This is a genomic window from Halopseudomonas salina (assembly GCF_014637955.1).
In the GTDB taxonomy this organism is placed as follows: Bacteria; Pseudomonadota; Gammaproteobacteria; order Pseudomonadales; family Pseudomonadaceae; genus Halopseudomonas; species Halopseudomonas salina.
Genome location: NZ_BMFF01000004.1, coordinates 441,880 through 462,769, shown reverse-complemented (window position 1 = coordinate 462,769; position 20,890 = coordinate 441,880). Strand labels below are relative to the sequence as shown.

The window sequence follows — 20,890 nt, the reverse complement described above, 5'->3', positions numbered from 1 at the left end:
CTGTCGTTTCTTGGTCATGACACACCTCCTGCTAGGGGCTACCTAACTATAGAAGGTGTCTACTGGTTGTGGGTAACTCGGATGGCTAACGCCTGGGTCAGAGCAAAGACATGTTCTGGCTGATAGTTGCCAACCAAAGCGCTCTGGATAGTCTCAATGCTCGACTTGCAGCGAGTATCACGCATGGCTGCCAATGCTGCTTCGCTCCGCTCACCAGCAACAATAGCCCGGATTATCCTCATGCCAGTGGCCCCAGTAATATCTGCTACTACATGGTGCAATTGGATGTTCATGTGAGTAAGCGCTTTCTGCATGTGCTGGATATGGGCGGCAGCGTAATCCAAATGCCGTTCCCTCAAGCGTAGGTAGCTACGTAAAGCAGCGATCTCACGATCCGGATGAAAACTTGCACGGAGCAAGCCGCAGGCATGCAGGCGCTGAATCCATTGCGCGTCATTAACGTCGGTCTTGCGACCAGGAACGGCTCGAGCATCGCGGGCGTTGGCCAATACGACGTGCAAACCGTGGCTTTCCAGAATCTCGTAGACGGGAATCCAGTACACCCCTGTGGACTCCATCGCTACGGTAGTAACCCCGATATCGGCCAACCATTGAGCCATGCACTCGAGGTCAGCTGTGAACGCTCTAAACGTTCGCACAGGTTGCTCAGCAAGGTCGGCTGGGACCGCCACGACATGGAAGCGAGATCCGATATCTATGCCGGCTGCGTGGTCATTGATGACCGGTAAACCGTTACGTACTGAGTTGAGCTTCTTCATGAGAATCCTCCAGCAAAGAAGTACTGGACGGGGACTCGGATCAGATCACATTCCTAAACGGGGTCGCCAAAAGGCGCCACCAATAACGGGTCCGCAGCTTCCCCTGGATCATGTTTTTTGACGGGGACTAAGCCTCCAAAGAGCTAACGATCACTGTCCAGCAGAAGAAGTCTAGCTGGGACTCAGCGGAGCGGAAGTGTTTCTAATCTAGTGGGCCGCGGAGCGCCGGGGAGGCGGTTTTTTAGAGCATCGCAATACCTGTCAACAAAGCTAGGTACAGATTCCTTCATTTCCCAATCACGAAAGTCGATGCAGAGTATGATTTCTAGTTCGCATCGCCCTTGTTTTTTGTTAATTTTAACGAAGTCGACTCTCTTAAACTCAGATCTCGGGCTCTGGAAAACAATACTGCACGACTCCGGAAGCTCAGTGGGGGAGACGTTTCTTAAGCGCATCAAATGAAATTTTTTGTACAGCTTTTCTTCCGACTGTGGGGCGATATCTATCGAGTACATATAGCCATCAGGTGGCTCGGAAGAATACCACGCCTCCACTTCAATACCGCCTATCTGTAGGGTCCTCTTCACAGATTCCATATGATAATCCTTCCTTTAATATTTAAGGCGCAATTGATAGGAGAAGGCTGGGATAAAAGAGTGTTTCTACCGAGAATTTTCATCTGACCACAATTACCAGGTTCCTGTTGTTCAAGAGATTTTGCGTTGGGTCTCTTTGTAGGCTACTAATCCGAGCGATTTTGCTATCAAGCCTAATAGCTTAATGTCAATATGTTTGGTCGTTGGGCTCTCGTAGATATACCGCCACTTAACAAAGGGGTCGTCCCCTAGATTAATTAAGTGCTCGCGGAACAAATCTTTACTAGTATTCTGGACCGCGAGGTCCGAAAAGCATTCTACGATTAATAGTTGATAGGTATTATCCAGTCGATCAAATAGTTCTGAATATTTATGGCCTCGGAGATTGTCTTCAATTTCACCAAGATCGGATTTAGATCGAGCCGCGGGCTTTTCTATGGCTATGAAGAATTTAAGTAGAAGCTCGATAGCGAAGCTGCGACACATTATTGCAGGTGCTATGAACTCTGTTGCCTTGGTAGTGATAATCGTGGAGAGTATGATTTCTGCTGACTCGTTGTAACAGTTGGCTAGGTCATACAGGGTCTTGTATAGTGGTTTGCTTGGCCTTACCAAGGTACCACGACTGCTTTCCTCGCCAGTACCGGATCGGTTCATATGACTCAAGATCCTGACTATTGGAATGGGTCAGCAAAATTTATAAAAACTAAACAAAGGCGTATTGCTCTGCGATTAATGTTCATCTGACCCCATTTATTCTCTTTAGAAAAATAAATCTGTCCCCTTTACTCCTGGTAGCGCGGTGGCAGTCGCTGCAGCTCTACTTCTGAGAGAAGCTCAGGAGCGATAGGTCCGACGGGGAACACAACTCCACGGTTGTTTAGAATCTGGATAGCTTTTTTCTGCCAGGTAGCAAAAGGTTCGCCTCGGCCTTCTGATACTTCCACGTATCTACCTAGCTGGCGCAATCGGTAGCTGTAGCCTTTTTCTAGTAGCTGGACAACGCGCTCGAATTGATTGAAGGATGCGGCGTAAGTCGCAATAGTCCCCCCAAACTTGTCCATGGGACGATTAATATCTGCTTTTTCCAACAGCAATTCCCAATGCCGCCAATCATCTGCCTCGATCCCGCGTGACAATGCTTGCGTAAGCCCGGTGCGCTCGGATTTTAGATCAAAAACGTTAGCTTCGGCCCCCGCTTCCAGCAATGCCTTGAGCGGCCCTGGGTCACTGCGACCTGCCGCAATGTACACTACAGAACTAAATTCATCGCCTATGGCCTGATTTGGGTCTGCCCCAACCTTAAGGAGCGCTTGGACACCCTCGACGCTATCACAACTCACGGCCCACGCCAGAGGTGTAAGCCCTTCCAACCCTGACCCGTTTGGATTTACGCCGGAGCTGGCATAAAGGTTAACGGTCTCTGCGTCGCCTCGGCAAGCAGCTTCTGCGATCCGCCGCAGGGACGCGTCTTCAAAAACGTCTTTGGCGGTCATTCTACCTACGCTATGTTCCAAGCCTGCTACTTGTTGCGTTCCCGCCAACAAGGCTATAAAGAACAACCAAGATCGAGGGTGAATAAAACCGGCGAACGTTCTTATTCCATATCGATTCATTATTGGCTCCACTGCCTGTGGTGAGATGTGCTTGCCATCGAACATATCATCGTTTCCATAAGATGCTGGTGAACCATTTTTTTTAAGAATATTTCCGTTCATGTGAGTATGCATCACCAAAAAAACTAGAAAATAAATCTGTTCCCTTTATTTCTTAAAATAAATCTGTCCCCTTTATTTTATGTCCCATTTATTTCTTCTTTTTTGATAGATATTTATCGAAACGGCCATCTAACGCTCCGGCTCGAGACGTATAATGTGAGTGGTGATCAAGGTCAGGTCTGGCTTTTTGCCATACCGGCCGTCCCGGCATTGCAAAAGGCAAGACATGACCCCCGGCTTCCCCGATAAATTCAGCGCCGGGCAACCACCGATGCGGGGGAGGGCAAAAGGCAAGACCAGATCCCGGTTACTCCTCGATCAAAAATGCATTGCTGCCTGCTCGTATTTAGATAGCTGGCATACTCGCCCCTTCAATTGTTCTATGCCATAGCCAGAAACATTAATTGGCTGCATAGTACCTCCACCTGAAATATTTTCAGACCACCAAAATCTCGCTTCTGTGTCACGAAAATTAAGCCATGCTCTTTGTGCGTCTCTTAATAACAATTTTTCTTCAGCAGGGAGAATGTCCATCAGCTCGCGATACACACGATTTAATTCTCTGTCCCAGCCTTCATGAGCGTTTCCTTGGGCATTACGAATATCCACCGTGGTTCCGCCGCTTTGCTCCAACTCAAGCGCGAATTGGTCGTCGATAGGGTGAATGCGGCCAGTGTCACAGAACACATCTGCAGCGTACGACCATGGCGCAAATGTTGCGAGTGCAATAATAAAGAATATCGTTTTCATTATGGATCCATTAGTGCCGAGGGGTGGCTTATTCAGGTCAGGATATTATCATCTTCGGACAAGGGATGAGGGCAATAGGGTGGCAAGGTATCTGACCCCGATCCGGCACCTTAATCCTGTGGTGGCTCATTTAAGCTTTTGATCAAGCGCTCTAAATAAAGCTACTTCCCAATTGGCTGCGGTAAGGTTTGCTGCGACAGTCTTTTTGTTTACGATCTCAACCCGTGTTTTGGTATTTCTTTGAATAGGTTCAACAAAGATTGCAACGTTCTCCCCGTAACTGAAGGCGGTCATGGATCTTTGAGCCAAAATCTTCCCTTCTGTTTTATTTGCTGACACTAAGTCTAGTTTTGAGCTTATTACCACTTCCTTTGTCGATTGCCACACAGTATCAAAATCTTTCTCGTAAACTTTAGTAGTACCTTGTCCTTTTGCAGCTTGCGCGTCTGCCAGTGTTGAACATCCGGAGATAAGAAAAGTAGACATTAAAATAATAACCGAAATTGAGCGTAACATTGAGTATCCCTATAGTTGTTAAGAAATAAAAGCGTTAAACAAATATATCCACTTCGTTTTTGCAATAAATTTTTCAGTCTTGCTTGGAGTTAGCTGACTTTACCATTGTATATGACGGTGGTTGCGCCTTCTTTCTTGATGCTCAACTTATTCCCTTCAGCAAAGGCTTCGACAGTCTCTGAGCAGCCATCAATGCTGGCTTTGCTATCAACATATTCACCTTTAGTGTCGTAGCTGAAGACGTATGTCGTCGCCGGGCAGGAGTTGCCACTTTCGCCTGTTGAGACAACCAAAACGTATCTATCTGGTCCGAATGCATAAACTTTTTCGATTTTAACATAGCCTGTAGCTTCGGGATCTTCTACAACCTGTTCCATGAGGTTTGCTACACCAGCTCTGGATTGGTAATTGAGAGCGGTGCCAAGATCCATATAGGCCGTATCGAATGGGCCTGCCGTATCACCAGAAATCAGTATGGCTTCATATTCAATGCTTGGAGCTGCTGGCGCTGCCGCTTCGGAAATCGGGGCGTCTAAAGTCTGCGATCCAGGTGAAATGCACTGACCGCTTTCGCAAATCCGATCCCCCTTGCAATCCGTATCCTTTCCGCACATAGACGGGGGCTGGTTTGTCTGCGCGGTATCTTCTTCGACCTTATCGCATCCTGCAACGGCTAAGGTTAGCATCGTGACGAGAATAATATTTTTCAAAGTAAAGTCCTTGTAGTTAATAGATCGTGATTATTAACCAGATACTTGCCCTGGTCGAATGAAGTGACCCTGAAGTGCTCATCTGGCCCCAGTTACGCCTAATCACGTTATAGAGGATAAGAGCTTCTCTTTCTCTTTTTTAAATTCGTTAGAATCTAAAATCTTCGCCCTGGCCTCTTTAAACTCCTCATCTGACAAAGCGCCTAAAGTGAAGAACTTTTCCAACCTCTCTAATAAATCGAAAAGGGGCGTTTGCGACAATGCTGGAATTACATTGTTTGAGATGTCTTTTTTATCGCTAAGCTCTTTAATCCACTTGTTGGCAAGACTCGCCATGGCTTTGACAGTTGACTTGTGGCAGTTGTCAATAACCAGCATTCTGTTTCCTAGATCAATAGATATTTTCCCTAACACAAAGCCTTGAGAAGCCGAGACAGCTTGTACACGCTCGTGGCGAATACTCTGAGAGTCGACAGAACTTGTAAGCATCGCTGCATCAAGAAAAAGAAATCTGTCGCTTGTGAGCGCAACAAGCCATGTATTGGTTCCAAAATCGAATGTATTGGATGTATCGCTCTGTTTCATGACTCCTGATGTTAAAGCAAAAACAGTTTCATTTTTTTCTAAATACTCTGGCAGGACATTCAGTTCTTTTCTCGTGCCAAAAGAGTCGAGTTCAACGTCATTTAGTTGGCAAATGGATTTCCAATCTCTAGTCTTGGTGTGCTCAGCGTATTTTTCGTAATTTTCCATTCTTTGTCCATTTTTAATTGGAGTATGGCGATTGGCGATTAGCTTAAATGCACTTGCATGCAGTTAGCGGGTATTCCAGTACGTTAGTCCGGGCAGGTCTTCTCGCTTAGCTAAACAATAAACTGTTTATCTCACGCTAACAGTTACCTTATGAAGGAGAGAATGCTTGAAGTATAAGACCAAGGGCATCCATGCCACCAAAGAGGGGACTGCGCGTCAGCAGCTACTGGCATAGTGCTACGGTTTTATAGCCGGGCGCAACGAAAAATCCCCGCCCATAGCCAACAACCGCCCGCAGCTATCCGCAGCGCAGTTGGGTTCTATCTAGAGGGGAAGGGGTAAAACAACCGGAGCAGAACGCCCCGGCTTTAGTTCGGAGGTATCAACCCCGCCGACGAAACAACGGCTGTGGCTGATCAGTAGCCGCCTGATACACCTCTGAAAAGTCCTTCAGACTCTGCAGGGCTTCCTCGGCATTACGGTCTTCACGAATCACATAGGCATCAAAGCCGCAGCGTTTCATGAGGAACAGCTGATCGCGCAGTACGTCGCCGATGGCGCGGACTTCGCCTTTGTAGCCGTAGCGGTCGCGCAGCAGGCGGGCGTTGGAGTAGCTGCGGCCGTCGCTGAATACCGGGAAGTTCAGTGCGACGACCTGAAAGTGTTCCAGGTCGTCGGCAATGGCTTCCACTTCTTCATCGCTGTTCAGCCACACGCCGAGGCCGCCATCGCGGGCTTTGAGGGCGTGGGCGTGATCCAGCCACAGGGCCAGCGGTACGATCAGGTCGTCACAGTTGGACATGCCATCCAGGGTGGTGTCGGCTGGCAGCAGGTGCCAGGTTTCCCTGACCAGTGCTTCGCCCTTAATGAGTTGCTGCATATACACGCTCCTTGAAGGGGTCCATGCCGATACGCTGGAAGGTGTCGATGAAGTTCTCTTCCGGTGTGCGTTTCTCCAGGTATACATCCACTACCTTGGTGACCACGGCGGGCATTTCTTCGGCGGCGAAGGAGGGGCCGAGGATCTTGCCGATAGCGGCGTTGCGACCACTTTCGCCACCCAGGGAGACCTGGTAGAACTCGGCGCCTTTCTTGTCCACACCCAGAATGCCGATATGGCCGACGTGGTGGTGGCCACAGGCGTTCATGCAGCCGGAGATATTCAGGTCCAGATCGCCGATGTCGTGCAGGTAATCCAGGTCATCGAAGGTGCGCTGGATGGCTTCGGCAATCGGGATGGACTTGGCGTTGGCCAGGGAGCAGAAGTCGCCACCGGGGCAGCAGATAATGTCGGTCAGCAGGCCGATGTTCGGCGTGGCGAAGCCTTGTTCCTTGGCGGCCTGCCAGAGTGCGTGCAGGTCGGCCTGGCGTACGTCGGCCAGTACCAGGTTCTGCTGGTGGGTCACGCGCAGCTCGCCGAAGCTGAAACGGTCGGCCAATTCGGCAGCAGCGTCCAGTTGGCGATCGTTAGCGTCACCGGGTGCAACAGCGGTCGGTTTGAGCGACAGGGTAACGGCGGCGTAACCGGGCACCTTGTGGGCGTGCACGTTGCGCAGGGCCCAGTTGTTGAAGCCCTTGTCCGCTTGACGCTGTGCCAGGTAGGCGTCGTCGTCACCACGCAGGGTTTCGTAAGCGGGCGCGCTGAAGTGGGTTGCGACGCGCTTGAGCTCATCTTCGGTCAGGGTGGTCGGGCCATCCTTGGTGTGCTGCCATTCGGCTTCCACACGCTCGGCAAACACGGCCGGGGTCAGGGCCTTGACCAGAATCTTGATGCGCGCCTTGTACTTGTTATCGCGACGGCCATAGCGGTTGTAAACACGCAGGATGGCGTCGAGATAGCTGAGCAGGTGCTGCCAGGGCAGGAAGGCATTGATCTCGCTGCCTACCATGGGCGTGCGACCCAGACCGCCGCCAACCAGCACGCGGAAGCCGATTTCGCCAGCATCGTTCTTGACCACGTTCAAACCTATGTCGTGCACGCCGATGGCGGCACGGTCTTCGGTGGCGCCGTTGACGGCGATCTTGAACTTGCGCGGCAGGAAAGCGAATTCCGGGTGGAAGGTCGACCACTGACGGATGATCTCGCACCAGGGGCGCGGATCCACCAGCTCGTCTGCGGCCACGCCGGCAAACTGGTCGGTGGTGGTGTTACGAATGCAGTTGCCGCTGGTCTGGATGGCGTGCATCTGTACTTCGGCCAGGTGCGCGAGAATATCCGGCACGTCTTCAAGGGCAGGCCAGTTGAACTGTACGTTCTGGCGGGTACTGAAGTGGGCGTAGCCTTTGTCGTATTCGCGGGCAATAAAAGCCAGCTTGCGCATCTGCGTGGAGGAGATCAGGCCGTACGGAATGGCGATACGCAGCATGGGTGCATAACGCTGAACGTAAAGGCCGTTCTGCAGGCGCAGCGGCAGGAATTCGGGGTCGGTCAACTCGCCGGCCAGATAGCGGCGGGTCTGATCGCGGAACTGTGCTACACGTTCCTCGACAATCCGTTGGTCATACTCGTCGTAGATATACATTCTGACAACCTGTCGGTAGTAAGGTTGGGGAGCGCGAAAAAGGACGCAGCTCTACCCATTCGGCCGAAACTTGAGGCGGGAAGATAGCAAATTTTCGATATGCACAAAAGGAATGTTTATGTATATGTTTAGATCAGTTTGGAAGGGTTTGTCGGCCCTGTGCAGCCTTTATATGCACTAATGCTCCGCATGTTTGACAGTTACGCCATCACCAGCTTAACGTATCGCCTGTATAGACCCAAAGTTGTTTACAAAAACAAGAAAGGACATGGCCATGAACGAGCAAGAAATGCAGGATTCAGGTAATAACACCGATAGCCACCTTGATGCCTTTGCGGCGGTGGCGCTGATTCTGATTGCCGTGGCGACTGCCGTTTTCTGGGTTAGCCAGCACTAAGCGAATTCCGACTTCGCCCGGCTCCGGGCGAAGTGTTCGGGTTTGTCATCGCCAGGCAAATGAGCCTCTTCGCTACAGTCCCGCCAGATACAACACCAGATTTACCACTGCGACAATAATCAGTACGAAAGCCAGCGTAAAGCCGATCCCGAGCAGAATGAAATGGCTAGGCTTGCCCTTGGTGAAGTCGCGCTCGCGCGCCTTGCTGCTCTGCACACCAAGAGCTGCCCATAATACGCTCATGAAGGTCTGGCCGAAGGTCATGCCGCCTTCGTGCTCTTCTTTTTTCTGATCCTGCTGATCACCCGTGCTCCCAGTGCTCATAGTCTCTCCGGCCTGTGTTTTGTCAGATGATCGCACATCGGGCGTCATATGCGAATGTCTGCCCAATGCCGGCGGCGCCAGACCAGTGCAAAGATGACCGAGTTGGCGGCGCGGTAGCAGCTTTGCAGTATCCAGATGGTCAGTAGCCCGCCGCCCAGTACCGGCCCGGCCAGATACGCCAGCGGCAGAAATACCAGCCACTGGCTGCCCAGATTCACCGCCATCACTGTGCGGCTTGCGCCGGCGCCCAGCAGGGCCTGGGTGAGCACCAGGGCGGTGGCATCTAGCGCCATGCCGATGCCGGTTACCCGCAAGGGCCATTCGCCGAGCGCCAGCAGCTCCGGGTCCTGGGTGAACAGGCTCAACACCAGATGGGGTGCCAGCCAGAAGGGCATGCCCATCACAAACAGCGCACACACGGCAACGCGCGCCACATCCCACCCCCAGCGGTAGGCTTCTTCGGGTTTGCTGTCCCCCAGGCTGTGGGAGACCAGGGTAGTGGCGGCCATACCCAGGCCGACGCCCGGCAGGATCAGAAACAGCGAGAGGTTGACCAATACGTGGGCGATTGCCAGTTCGGAGGTGCCAATCTGCGCAACGATCCAGAACAGAGTGGTGATGCCGGTGGCGAAAAAGAACTGCTGCAGGGAGTTGGGAACTGACAGGCGCAGCATGGCGCGGATATCACGACTGCGCGGTCGTGTGCGCAAAAATCCGTGGTGACGCCCCTTGTGCCAGGTGATGGCCACGTACATACCGGCGCCGATAAACATGGCAATACAGGTACCCAGGCCCGAGCCGGCTGCGCCCAGCTCGGGTAAGCCGAAGCGGCCGAAGATCAGGCCGTAGCTGATCAGCACGTTGAGCAGATGCATGACGATCAGAATCTGCAGATACAGTCCGGTCTGGCGTATGCCGTTCCAGTAACCACGAAAGGCAAAGTTGGCCCCTACCGCGAATATGGCCAATGCCCGCCACTGGAAGTAACCGGTACCGATCTCCTGCACCGCGGTGTCTGCAGATAGAAAGGCCATGATATTGGCCGCCTGAAACCAGCCAATCAGTGTGAGGGGTATCGCCAGGATGAGGGCAATCAGCAGGCCTTCGTTGAGCGGCCGGGCCAGGTGCGCGGTATTACCCTCGCCGCGCCGCCGCGCCACCATGGCTTGCACGCCGGCGCCCAGACCCATGACCAGCGCTACCGCCATGAAGTTGATGTAACTGCCCAGACCCACGCCGGCCAGAGCCGCACTGCCCAGACTGCCGACCATGGCCGCATCCACCAGATTCAGCAGGCTCTGGCTGAGCATGCCGCCCATGATCGGCAAGCCCAGAAAGGTGATGGTTCTGAGCTTGTCGCGGCCTGGCAGGATCGACATCAGCCGATCAGTTGTCGTAGGACAGGTTCGGCGAGAGCCAGCGTTCGGTGACGCTCAAGGGAGCGCCCTTGCGCTCGCTGTAGGATTCGACCTGATCCTTGGTGATCTTGCCGACGGCGAAGTACTTGGACTGCGGATGGGAGAAGAACCAACCGCTAACCGCCGCGGTCGGGAACATCGCAAAGCTCTCGGTCAGGGTCACGCCGCAGTTGCTTTCCGGGTCCAGCAGACTGAACAGCGTGCTCTTTTCGGTATGATCCGGGCAGGCTGGATAGCCCGGCGCCGGACGGATGCCCTGGTACTTCTCGCGAATCAGTGCGTCGTTATCCAGGTCTTCCTGCTCGATGTAGCCCCACAGCTCGGTACGTACCTTGCGGTGCAGCCACTCGGCGCAGGCTTCTGCCAGGCGGTCAGCCAAGGCCTTGACCATGATGGCGTTGTAGTCGTCGTCCTTGTCTTCGTACTGCTTGGACAATTCTTCAGCACCGATACCGGCTGTGGTGATAAAGCCGCCGATATAGTCCTGTTTGCCGGAGTCCTTTGGCGCAACAAAGTCCGCCAGGCTCATGCTCGGCTTCTTGTCCGGAGTCACATTCTGCTGACGCAGCTGATGCAGTTTGGCCAGGGGCTGGCCGTCGGCGTCCTGCAGTTCAATATCATCATCGTCAACCTGGTTGGCCGGCCAGAATCCAACTACGGCCTTGGCCTTGATCTGCTTCTCGTCGATCATGCGCTTGAGCATGGCCTGGGCATCGGCAAACAGGGAGCGGGCCGCTTCACCCACCACGTCATCTTCGAGGATGCGCGGATACTTGCCGGCCAGATCCCAGGAGATAAAGAAGGGCGTCCAGTCGATGAATTCGGCGATCTCTGCCAGATCGATATCGTCCAGGGTGCGTGTGCCGGTGAAGGACGGGGCAGGGGGCTCATAGCTATCCCAGTCCAGTTGAAACTTGTTTGCGCGGGCCTGCTCGTAGCTCAGGTACTCGGTGCGGGCCCGGCGGTTGGCGGTGCGCTCGCGGACCACTTCATATTCGGCGCGAATTTTTGCCACGTAGTCCGGCTTGATCTCCTTGGACAGCAGGCTGGTTGCCACGCCGACTGCGCGCGAGGCGTCGGTCACGTAGATCACTGCATCGTTCTTGTAGTGCGGGTCGATCTTGACCGCGGTGTGCGCCTTGGAGGTGGTCGCGCCACCGATCATCAACGGCAGGGAAAAGCCCTGGCGCTGCATTTCCTTGGCAACATGCACCATTTCGTCCAGCGAGGGCGTAATCAGACCGGACAGGCCAATGATGTCGCACTTCTCGGCGATGGCGGTCTTGAGAATCTTTTCTGCCGGGACCATCACGCCCATATCGACCACGTCATAGCCGTTACAGCCAAGTACCACGCCGACGATGTTCTTACCGATGTCGTGCACGTCGCCCTTGACTGTGGCCATGAGGATCTTGCCCTTGGCTTCTGGCTTGTCGCCTTTTTCTGCTTCGATAAAGGGAATCAGGTGGGCCACGGCCTGCTTCATGACGCGGGCCGATTTGACCACCTGGGGCAGGAACATCTTGCCGGCGCCAAACAGATCACCGACGATATTCATGCCGGCCATCAGCGGGCCTTCGATCACCTCGATCGGGCGGGCACATTGCTGGCGGGCCTCTTCGGTGTCCTCGACGATCCAGGCTGTGATGCCCTTGACCAGGGAGTGCTCCAGACGCTTGTTCACGTCCAGGCTGCGCCACTCTTCGGTCTCGGCTTCCTTGACGCTGCCATCGCCTTTGTACTCGTCGGCAATGGCCAGCAGGGCGTCGGTAGCTTCCGGATTGCGGTTGAGCACCACGTCTTCAACAATGTCGCGCAGCTTCTTGGGGATTTCGTCATAGATCTCCAGCTGGCCGGCGTTGACGATACCCATGTTCAGGCCGGCGCGGATCGCGTGCAGCAAAAACACCGAGTGGATGGCTTCACGCACCGGGTTGTTGCCGCGGAACGAGAACGAGACGTTGGATACACCGCCCGAGGTCAAGGCGTGGGGCAGCTCGGCGCGGATGTAGGCGCAGGCGTTGATAAAGTCGACTGCGTAGTTGTTGTGCTCTTCGATGCCGGTGGCGATGGCGAAGATATTCGGATCGAAGATGATGTCCTGGGGCGGAAAACCGATCTCGTCGACCAGGATGTCGTAGGAGCGCTTGCAGATCTCGCGCTTGCGCTGCTCGGTGTCGGCCTGGCCTTTCTCGTCAAAGGCCATGACCACCACTGCCGCGCCATAGCGCTTGCACAGGCGCGCCTGCTGCTTGAACTGCTCAACGCCTTCCTTCATGGAAATGGAGTTGACGATGCCCTTGCCCTGAATGCACTTGAGTCCGGCTTCGATGACTTCCCACTTGGAGGAGTCGATCATGATCGGCACGCGGGAAATATCCGGTTCGCCGGCAATCAGGTTGAGGAAGGTGACCATGGCCGCCTTCGAATCCAGCATGCCTTCGTCCATGTTGATGTCGATGATCTGCGCGCCGGATTCGACCTGCTGCAGCGCGACTTCCAGGGCTTCGGTGTAGTTGTCTTCCCTGATCAGCCGGGCAAAACGAGCAGAACCGGTGATGTTGGTACGCTCACCCACGTTGACGAACAGCGAGCTGCGATCAATGGTGAAGGGTTCCAGACCCGATAGGCGGCAGGCCTTGGGGATGTCCGGTATGGCCCGCGGCGGATAGCTCGCTACGGCCTCGGCAATGGCGCGGATGTGCTCGGGTGTGGTGCCGCAGCAACCGCCGACGATGTTCAGAAAGCCTGCTTCGGCAAACTCTTCAATAACCGCTGCGGTCTGCTCGGGCGTTTCGTCGTACTCGCCGAATTCGTTGGGCAGGCCCGCGTTGGGGTGCGCGGAAATATGCGTGTCGGCCTTGTTCGAGAGCTCTTCCAGGTACGGGCGTAGATCCTTGGCACCCAATGCGCAGTTCAAACCGACTGAAATCGGCTTGGCGTGGGCGATGGAGTTCCAGAAGGCTTCGGTGGTCTGGCCCGACAGGGTGCGGCCGGAGGCATCGGTAATGGTGCCGGAGATCATGATCGGCAATTCAAAACCCTGCTGCTCGAAGACTTCCTGCACCGCAAAGATCGCCGCCTTGGCGTTCAGGGTGTCGAAGATGGTCTCGATCAGAATCAGGTCGACGCCGCCCTCGATCAGGCCCTTGGTCGACTCGATGTAGTCGGCTACCAGCTCATCAAAGGTCACGTTGCGATAGCCGGGGTTGTTCACATCCGGAGAGATGGAGCAGGTGCGGCTGGTCGGCCCCAGTACGCCGGCAACAAAACGTGGGCGGTCAGGCGTTTCAGCGGTTTTCTCGTCACAGACCCGGCGAGCCAGGCGTGCGCCTTCGACGTTCAGCTCGTAGGCCAGGTCCTGCATGCCGTAGTCGGCCTGGGATACCCGGGTGGAGTTGAAGGTGTTGGTCTCGATGATGTCCGCGCCGGCGTCAAGGTAGGCCTTCTCCATCGCCGCGATGGCGTCGGGCTGGCTCAATACCAGCAGGTCGTTATTGCCCTTGAGGTCCGAAGGCCAGTCGGCAAAGCGCTCACCACGAAAATCCGTCTCCTCGAATTTGTAGCTCTGGATCATCGTACCCATACCGCCGTCGAGAATCAGAATCCGCTGACTCAGGGCAGAATGAAGTGCTTGGAGGCGGGCAGAACGCTCAGACATGGTGGCTCCGAAGGTGTACGCAAAGCCGGCAAGTTTAACAGATAAGCGCCGGGCAGGTGGTAAACAGGTGTATGGCAAGTTGTGGCCAGTCGCTACAGGAACTTTCGGCCTGTCGCCGGTCACAGGAAAGACATTCTGTTTCTGTAGGAGTTTACACATGGCTACTTCCCTTGAAGGCAAGCGCGTTGCAATTCTGGTAACCGATGGTTTCGAGCAGGTGGAACTGACCAGTCCGAAGGACGCGCTCGAGAAAGCGGGTGCAAAGGTCGAGATTGTTTCGGACGAATCCGGTGAGGTGCGGGGCTGGAATCACACGGATCCGGCGGATGCATTCAAGGTCGATACCACTTTCGATCGTGTGCGCAGCGATCAATACGACGCGGTGCTGCTACCGGGCGGTGTGATCAATGGCGACAACATCCGGATCAATGAAAAGGCCCGTACTTTTTTGCGCGACGCGGCTGGGGATAACAAGCCCATTGCGGTGATCTGCCATGGTGGCTGGATTCTGGCCTCTGCCGATCTGGTCAAGGGCAAGCGCATGACCAGCTGGCCCTCGCTGGAAGATGACCTGCGTAATGCCGGTGCCCATTGGGTCGATGAGGAAGTGGTGGTTGATGGCTCGCTGATCAGTAGCCGCAAGCCCGATGACCTGCCAGCATTCAATCAGGCGCTGATTTCAGCCATGGGCAGTTGAGCCAATAATACCCTACCAAAAAGGTATGTCTTTATCCGCGCGCTTTGATCCCGTACAATGCCGTCAAACAGACATTGAATACGAGGCACTATAATGGCAGGCATTCACCTCACCAAGGCAGCGGAAGAGTATCTGGCCGAATTACTGGCCAAGCAGGATACGCCCGGTATCGGGATACGGGTGTTCATCACGCAGCCGGGCACGCCCTATGCGGAAACCTGTATCGCCTATTGCAAGCCAGGTGAGGAGAAACCCGAAGACAGAACGATCGAGCTTGAGTCTCTCAAGGTGTGGATCGATGCTGTCAGCGAGCCCTTTCTCGAAGACGCTGTTGTCGACTTTGCCACCGACCGCATGGGTGGCCAGCTGACCATCAAGGCGCCGAACGCCAAGGTGCCGATGGTCAACGATGACAGCCCGCTGAATGAGCGCATCAACTACTTGTTGCAAACCGAGATCAACCCCGGTCTGGCCAGTCACGGTGGCGAGGTCAAGTTGATTGACGTGGTCGAAGACGGCGTTGCGGTATTGCAGTTCGGCGGCGGCTGTCAGGGTTGCGGCATGGTGGATGTGACCCTCAAGGAAGGCATCGAAAAGACCATGATTGCGCGGATTCCCGAGATCACAGGGGTACGCGATGTAACGGACCACACCGTGAAGGAAAACGCCTTTTACTAAGCGCTTTAAAGCCGGGTTCAGAAACCGCCATGACGGCCGATAAGGGATATACTGTGCGGTATATCAACTAGCATTCATCAGTGAGGTTTGTCATGGCCGGAGTTCTGGATACAGTAGATCAGCGCACCCGGCTGGTAGGCGAGAACCGCCTGGAAATATTGCTGTTCAGGCTCGCCGGACAGCAACTGTTTGCTCTCAACGTATTCAAGATCCGCGAAGTATTGCAGCTGCCCCGCCTGACTCAGCTACCGGCGCGCGCGCCCCACGTGGTGGGTGTGATTCACCTGCGCGGTCAGACTATCCCCGTTATTGATCTTTCCGGCGCCATCGGCATGCGGCCCCAGGCTGTCACGCCTGAAAGCACTATCATCGTCACCGAATACAACCGTTCCGTGCAGGCCTTTCTGGTCGGCAGCGTCGATCGCATCATGAACCTGAACTGGGATGCGGTACTGCCGCCGCCCCGTGGTGCAGGGCGCTCCCATTATCTGACAGCGATCACCCGCCTCGACGACAACCGGCTGGTCGAAATCATTGATGTGGAGAAAGTGCTCGCTGAAATAGTGCCCTTTAATGCCAAGGTCAGTGATGGCCTGCTGGATGAGGCGCTGTTGAACAAGGCGCGTGGGCGTGAAGTGCTGCTGGTGGATGATTCGCCTACCGGTATCGCCCAGCTCAAGGAAACCCTCTCGCAACTGGACCTGACTTTGCACGTGGAGACCGACGGCTTGCGGGCCTTGAAGCGACTGCAGGGGTGGGCGGATGAAGACCCGAATATTGCGTCCAGGCTGCTGATGGTGATCACCGATGCCGAGATGCCCGAGATGGACGGCTACCGTCTGACGTCGGAGATCCGCAAGGACCCGCGCTTGAGCGCGCTTTACGTGGTGCTGCATACCTCGCTGTCGGGCAACTTCAACAAGGCGATGGTCGAGAAGGTCGGCTGCGACGGCTTCCTCTCCAAATTCCAGCCCGACCAACTGGTAGAAGTGGTCCGCGAGCGGCTCAGGTTGATCGATGCCTGAGCTGCCCTGAGCGCTACGTGCTCAGTCACCAACTACACGCCCCGTTGCACGGGGCGTTGTTGTTTCTAAGGCCGGTAGGCTTCCAGGTAACGCTCATGCTGTTCCATTACCGGCTGGCGAATACCCATCTTCTGACCGTAGATCACCGCGTAACTCAACACGCTCTGCACGTAGGTGCGGGTCTCGTCGAAGGGGATTGTCTCGATCCAGATATCGGAGGGGATAGTGGGCATCTCGCGAGTCCACTGGCGCACGCGGCCGGGGCCGGCGTTATAGGCTGCCGAGGCCAGCACCCGGTTGCCCCGGAACATGCTATTCAACTGCGACAGGTAAGCGGTGCCCAGGGCAATGTTGCGCTCAGGAATCAGCAGTTCATTTGGGTGCCCCAGGCTGATGTCATACCGTCTGGCAGTTTCCCGCGCGGTAGCTGGCATCAACTGCATCAGACCCGTCGCACCGGCGTGGGAGCGGGCATCGGCCATAAAGGCGCTTTCCTGGCGGGTGATGGCATACACCCAGGTTGAATTCAGCTGGCGGGCGGCAGCCTGGGCGCGGATCGGCTCCTGGTAGGCCATCGGGAAGCGGATATCCAGATCGTCCCAGTGTTGCGCCAGACTGATGCCGCGGATAGCTGGAAAGTACCATTCCATCTCGCGGGCCATCATGGCCTGGGCAATCAGCTCCTCGCGGCTGAATATCTTGCCGACGTGGTACCACTCGCGGCGTGCATCGACCACCTGGCCGCGCGCGTAGAATTCCCTGGCGCGGCGTATGCCGCCGGCCTTGCTTACCCGCGCAAATACGGCTGGTTCAACCTGAGCGGTCTGGTGGCGCAGGGCGTAGGGCTGGTTGCTGCGCTCGGCGGCCAGAAAGCCATAGAAGTCCCGTTCGTTGGCCAGCTCCTGGTAATCGTGGCGCAGCTCACCGACCTCCGGGCGCGCCAGTTGGGCGCTGCGCAGTTGCCAGTAACGCCAGCGGCTCTGGTTACCCAGTGAGGCGGGCAGGTTGCTGGTCAATTGTTGAGCGGTTTGCCATTGCCCTGTACGCAGGGCCAGGCGGATACGCCATTCGGTGACCTGGTCATCCAGCATCTGGGGATCGTTGGCGGCCATGAAGGCCAACGCTTCGGGTGCATGCCTTTTGGCCATACGCACACCGATGTCTCGGGTGATGGCCAGACGGTCTTCCTGTTTATAGGGCAGGTCGCTGTAATAGGGCCAGAAGGCCAGAGCCCGTGCGGGATCGTCGCGGCTCAGGCGGCGCAGCGATACGGTTGCAATATCCGCCATTTTGTCGGCGGGCTGACCCGCGCTGGGGCGGTAGCGTTCACTCTCGACCAGTTTTTCGGGACCGGTGGCCGTATTCACGAAGAGTTCGGCAAGGGGCGTCTGCCCCGGCATGTAGCGCACCAGATAGCGTGCCAACGCGTCCTGGCGATAGAGCAGGGCTTCACGGATGCGTGCCCAGGCGACGTCTTCGGTCAGGCCGCCGGCCTCACGCCAACGGTCAAAGAGCGGATCGCAGGCGTTGGGCTGGGAGCGGCCTACGGTCCAGAGCTCGGCTGCGCGGCTCATGGCGGCGCTCTGGTTGCCCTCACGCCAGCTTTGCAACGCCAACTGACAGTCAAATTCGGCAGCCTGGCTGGCGGTGTCGTAGTTTTTGCGCAGACGGCTCCAGTCGCCCTCGCGTACCAGGCGGCGCAGCCAGTCATTCTTCAGGCGCTGAGCAAAGGGCAGGTCGCCATGGGAGACCAGAAAGTCCTCGATTTCCCGATGGGGTGCCGTTTTGACTCGCGTTTGAAGCGATTCCAGTAAAAGGTAGGGATACAGAGGGTAATCCCGCAAGCCTGCAAGCAGACTGGCGTAACGCTGCTGCTGGCCGGCCTTGAGAGCGGCCATGGCCTGGTCATAGGTCTGCCGCTGCTGCTGGATATCCGCTTGCGCAGGCAGGCTGGAGCCCAGCAGGGTTGCCAACAGTAGAGCGGTGAGGGTTTTCAGTAGTGCGGGAAAATAGAGCTGCATCATGGGTCCCGAGCGGGGTGGAGCGAAAAATGGGCAATCCAGGTGTGCGGTCGACTGACATTCCGCAACGAATCTCAAGCTTAGCTGTTTGTCAGGCACCGTCATAGGGGGCGTCGACAAAGTGTTCAACTATGGCATGCAGCGCCCGAGCACAGCAGGTAGAATGCCGTCCTGAACAATCAAAAGGTGTTATATGGCGCTGCTTTCGTTTACCGATGTATCCCTGGCCTACGGGCTCAATCCGCTGCTGTCGAAGGTAGGCTTCCAGCTTGAACGCGGGGAGCGCGTGTGTCTGATCGGACGCAACGGAGCCGGCAAGTCGAGCCTGTTCAAGCTGCTCAACGGCGAACAGCCCGCTGATGAGGGGGAAATCTGGTATGCGCCGGGTCTGAAGATCGGCCAGCTGCCACAGGAGCTGCCCAAGGCCGATGACAGCATCGTTTACGACGTGGTCGCCCGCGGTCTGGCAGGCGTCGGCGAGCTGCTTGCCGAATATCACCACCTGATTACCGGTGAGATGGGCGACGCCGAGCTGGCGCAGTTGGAAAAGGTACAGGAGCGTCTGGAAGCAAAGGACGGCTGGCGGCTGGACCAGTTGGTAGAGACCACTTTGACCAGACTGGGTCTGCCGGCAGACAAGAAAATGTCCGAGCTGTCCGGTGGCTGGCGTCGCCGCGTGCTGCTCGCCCAGGCACTGGTCGCCGAGCCTGATGTACTGCTGCTGGACGAACCGACCAACCACCTGGATATCCATACCATTGCCTGGCTGGAACAGGTGCTGCTTGATTTTCGCGGCGCTGTGCTCTTTATTACCCACGACCGTCAATTCCTGCAGGCGCTTGCTACACGCATCATGGAGCTGGATCGCGGGCAGTTGATCGACTGGCAGGGCAATTACGTCAGCTTCCTGGAGCATAAAGAGCAGCAGCTCGCTGCAGAGGCTACAGCCAATGCGCTGTTCGACAAGCGACTGGCCCAGGAAGAAGTCTGGATCCGCCAGGGAATCAAGGCTCGCCGCACCCGTAATGAGGGTCGCGTACGTGCGTTGAAGGAAATGCGCAATGAGCGCGCCCAGCGCCTGGAGCGTCAGGGCAAGGCCAGCTTCCAGCTGGAGACGGCAGACTCCTCGGGCAAGCGGGTTATCGAACTGGATAACGTCAGCTTTGCCTGGCTGGGTCACGTGCCATTGGTACGCAATCTGGACCTGAACGTTATGCGCGGCGATCGGATTGGTCTGATCGGTAACAACGGCTCGGGCAAGAGTACCTTGCTCAAGTTGCTGCTCGGTCAGCTCGAGCCGACCAGCGGTACCGTCAAGCACGGCACCAAGCTAGAGGTTGCCTACTTCGACCAGCTTCGCGCCCAGTTGAACCTGGAGCAGACGGTCATCGATAACATCTCCGAGGGCCGCGACTTTATCGAGATCAACGGCGAGCGTCGCCATGTGATCAGCTATCTGGGTGACTTCCTGTTCTCGCCCGAGCGTGCGCGCACACCAGTGAAGGCGCTCTCCGGTGGTGAGCGGGCGCGGTTGCTGCTGGCGCGTCTGTTCAGCAAGCCCGCCAACATGCTGGTGCTCGACGAACCGACCAACGATCTGGACGTGGAAACCCTGGAGTTGCTGGAAGAAGTGCTCTCCGGCTTTGACGGTACCGTGCTGCTGGTCAGCCACGACCGGGCCTTCCTGGACAACGTGGTGACCAGCTCGCTGGTGTTCGAGGGTCACGGCAAGGTACGCGAGTACGTAGGTGGCTACGCCGACTGGTTGCGCCAGGGCGGCAAGGTCGAGTCGCTGGCCGAATGGGATTCCGGGGCCATGGCACCTGATACCCCTGAGGCGCCCGCTGCTCCGGAACCCGCCCCGGCAGCGCCCGCCATTGCCCCAACAGCAGCCCCGGCCCAGCCGAAGGTCAAGTTGAGCTACAAGCTGCAACGCGAACTCGATGCCTTGCCCGCGCAGATGGAAAAGCTCGAAACCGAGCTTAAGGCGATACAGGCGCAGGTGAGTGAAGCCAGCTTCTATCAGCAGTCCGTGGAAAAAACCACCGATGTGCTGGCAAAAATGGAGTTGAAACAGGCCGAGTTGGATAAGGCGATGGAGCGCTGGGCGGAGCTTGAGGATATGGCGGGGGGCTAGGCATTCGGACCAATCGTCATCCTCGCGAAGGCGGGGATCCATTGGGTGGTGCGGCGCGCGCGGAGCTGGTCCGGAACTGCGGAAGGTCAAAATGGATTCCGCGTGCGCGGGAATGGCGACAGAGTATCAGGGCGCGCAGGGGTATTGGCTAGACACCGCTTGGATTCCCGCCTTCGCGGGAATGACGG

At 56.1% G+C, this 20,890-nt stretch carries 16 protein-coding genes and 1 pseudogene; 5 read left to right on the top strand and 12 right to left on the bottom strand.

Annotated features, from left to right (window positions below):
* Positions 1–80: 80 nt before the first annotated feature.
* The 8 genes and pseudogenes from IEV54_RS12115 to IEV54_RS12080 all read right to left on the bottom strand — a co-directional run.
* A pseudogene (locus IEV54_RS12115) lies at positions 81–779 on the bottom strand (IS110 family RNA-guided transposase); the annotation flags it as partial.
* A gap of 1,381 nt (positions 780–2,160) precedes the next feature.
* Entirely contained in the window at positions 2,161–3,105 is a 945-nt protein-coding gene (locus IEV54_RS12110) for an ankyrin repeat domain-containing protein (protein ID WP_150279424.1), read from the bottom strand.
* 306 nt (positions 3,106–3,411) lie between these two features.
* On the bottom strand, positions 3,412–3,843 hold the full coding sequence (locus IEV54_RS12105) for a lysozyme inhibitor LprI family protein (RefSeq protein WP_150279423.1): 432 nt from the start codon (positions 3,841–3,843) through the stop codon (positions 3,412–3,414).
* A gap of 126 nt (positions 3,844–3,969) precedes the next feature.
* Positions 3,970–4,359: a hypothetical protein gene (locus IEV54_RS12100; RefSeq protein ID WP_150279422.1), complete on the bottom strand. Its 390-nt coding sequence runs from the start codon at positions 4,357–4,359 to the stop codon at positions 3,970–3,972.
* Positions 4,360–4,448: 89 nt separating this feature from the next.
* Complete coding sequence (locus tag IEV54_RS12095) at positions 4,449–5,069, bottom strand: hypothetical protein (RefSeq protein ID WP_150279421.1); 621 nt, start codon at positions 5,067–5,069, stop codon at positions 4,449–4,451.
* A gap of 102 nt (positions 5,070–5,171) precedes the next feature.
* Positions 5,172–5,822, bottom strand: a complete 651-nt coding sequence (locus IEV54_RS12090; protein WP_150279420.1) for a PH domain-containing protein — start codon at positions 5,820–5,822, stop codon at positions 5,172–5,174.
* A gap of 382 nt (positions 5,823–6,204) precedes the next feature.
* Positions 6,205–6,702 carry a DUF934 domain-containing protein gene (locus IEV54_RS12085; RefSeq protein WP_150279419.1) on the bottom strand — a complete coding sequence of 166 codons (498 nt, stop codon included), beginning with the start codon at positions 6,700–6,702 and terminating at the stop codon, positions 6,205–6,207.
* Positions 6,686–8,344: a nitrite/sulfite reductase gene (locus IEV54_RS12080; RefSeq protein WP_150279418.1), complete on the bottom strand. Its 1,659-nt coding sequence runs from the start codon at positions 8,342–8,344 to the stop codon at positions 6,686–6,688. The genes IEV54_RS12085 and IEV54_RS12080 overlap by 17 nt, the downstream gene beginning before the upstream one ends.
* A gap of 274 nt (positions 8,345–8,618) precedes the next feature.
* On the opposite strand from IEV54_RS12080, the gene IEV54_RS17435 reads away from it, so the two are divergent.
* Positions 8,619–8,741 (top strand): hypothetical protein, encoded by a 123-nt coding sequence (locus tag IEV54_RS17435; protein WP_263363818.1) that lies wholly within the window; start codon positions 8,619–8,621, stop codon positions 8,739–8,741.
* A 72-nt stretch (positions 8,742–8,813) separates the two neighbouring features.
* On the opposite strand, the gene IEV54_RS12075 is transcribed toward IEV54_RS17435, so the two are convergent.
* The 3 genes from IEV54_RS12075 to metH form a co-directional block, all read right to left on the bottom strand.
* Entirely contained in the window at positions 8,814–9,005 is a 192-nt protein-coding gene (locus tag IEV54_RS12075) for a DUF2970 domain-containing protein (RefSeq protein ID WP_150279426.1), read from the bottom strand.
* Positions 9,006–9,109: 104 nt separating this feature from the next.
* Positions 9,110–10,444: an MATE family efflux transporter gene (locus IEV54_RS12070; RefSeq protein ID WP_223825564.1), complete on the bottom strand. Its 1,335-nt coding sequence runs from the start codon at positions 10,442–10,444 to the stop codon at positions 9,110–9,112.
* Positions 10,445–10,451: 7 nt separating this feature from the next.
* Positions 10,452–14,144 carry a methionine synthase gene (gene metH, locus IEV54_RS12065; RefSeq protein WP_150279417.1) on the bottom strand — a complete coding sequence of 1,231 codons (3,693 nt, stop codon included), beginning with the start codon at positions 14,142–14,144 and terminating at the stop codon, positions 10,452–10,454.
* A 157-nt stretch (positions 14,145–14,301) separates the two neighbouring features.
* Between metH and IEV54_RS12060 the strand changes: the two genes are divergently transcribed.
* From IEV54_RS12060 to IEV54_RS12050, 3 genes are all read left to right on the top strand, one after another.
* Positions 14,302–14,841 carry a type 1 glutamine amidotransferase domain-containing protein gene (locus IEV54_RS12060; protein ID WP_150279416.1) on the top strand — a complete coding sequence of 180 codons (540 nt, stop codon included), beginning with the start codon at positions 14,302–14,304 and terminating at the stop codon, positions 14,839–14,841.
* Between the two features lie 93 nt (positions 14,842–14,934).
* Positions 14,935–15,519 carry a Fe-S biogenesis protein NfuA gene (gene nfuA, locus IEV54_RS12055; protein WP_150279415.1) on the top strand — a complete coding sequence of 195 codons (585 nt, stop codon included), beginning with the start codon at positions 14,935–14,937 and terminating at the stop codon, positions 15,517–15,519.
* 92 nt (positions 15,520–15,611) lie between these two features.
* Positions 15,612–16,544: a chemotaxis protein gene (locus IEV54_RS12050; protein WP_150279414.1), complete on the top strand. Its 933-nt coding sequence runs from the start codon at positions 15,612–15,614 to the stop codon at positions 16,542–16,544.
* A gap of 65 nt (positions 16,545–16,609) precedes the next feature.
* On the opposite strand, the gene IEV54_RS12045 is transcribed toward IEV54_RS12050, so the two are convergent.
* Positions 16,610–18,565: a transglycosylase SLT domain-containing protein gene (locus IEV54_RS12045; RefSeq protein WP_150279413.1), complete on the bottom strand. Its 1,956-nt coding sequence runs from the start codon at positions 18,563–18,565 to the stop codon at positions 16,610–16,612.
* 193 nt (positions 18,566–18,758) lie between these two features.
* Here IEV54_RS12045 and IEV54_RS12040 point away from each other — a divergent pair, with 193 nt between their 5' ends.
* Entirely contained in the window at positions 18,759–20,702 is a 1,944-nt protein-coding gene (locus IEV54_RS12040; protein WP_150279412.1) for an ATP-binding cassette domain-containing protein, read from the top strand.
* Positions 20,703–20,890: the final 188 nt, after the last annotated feature.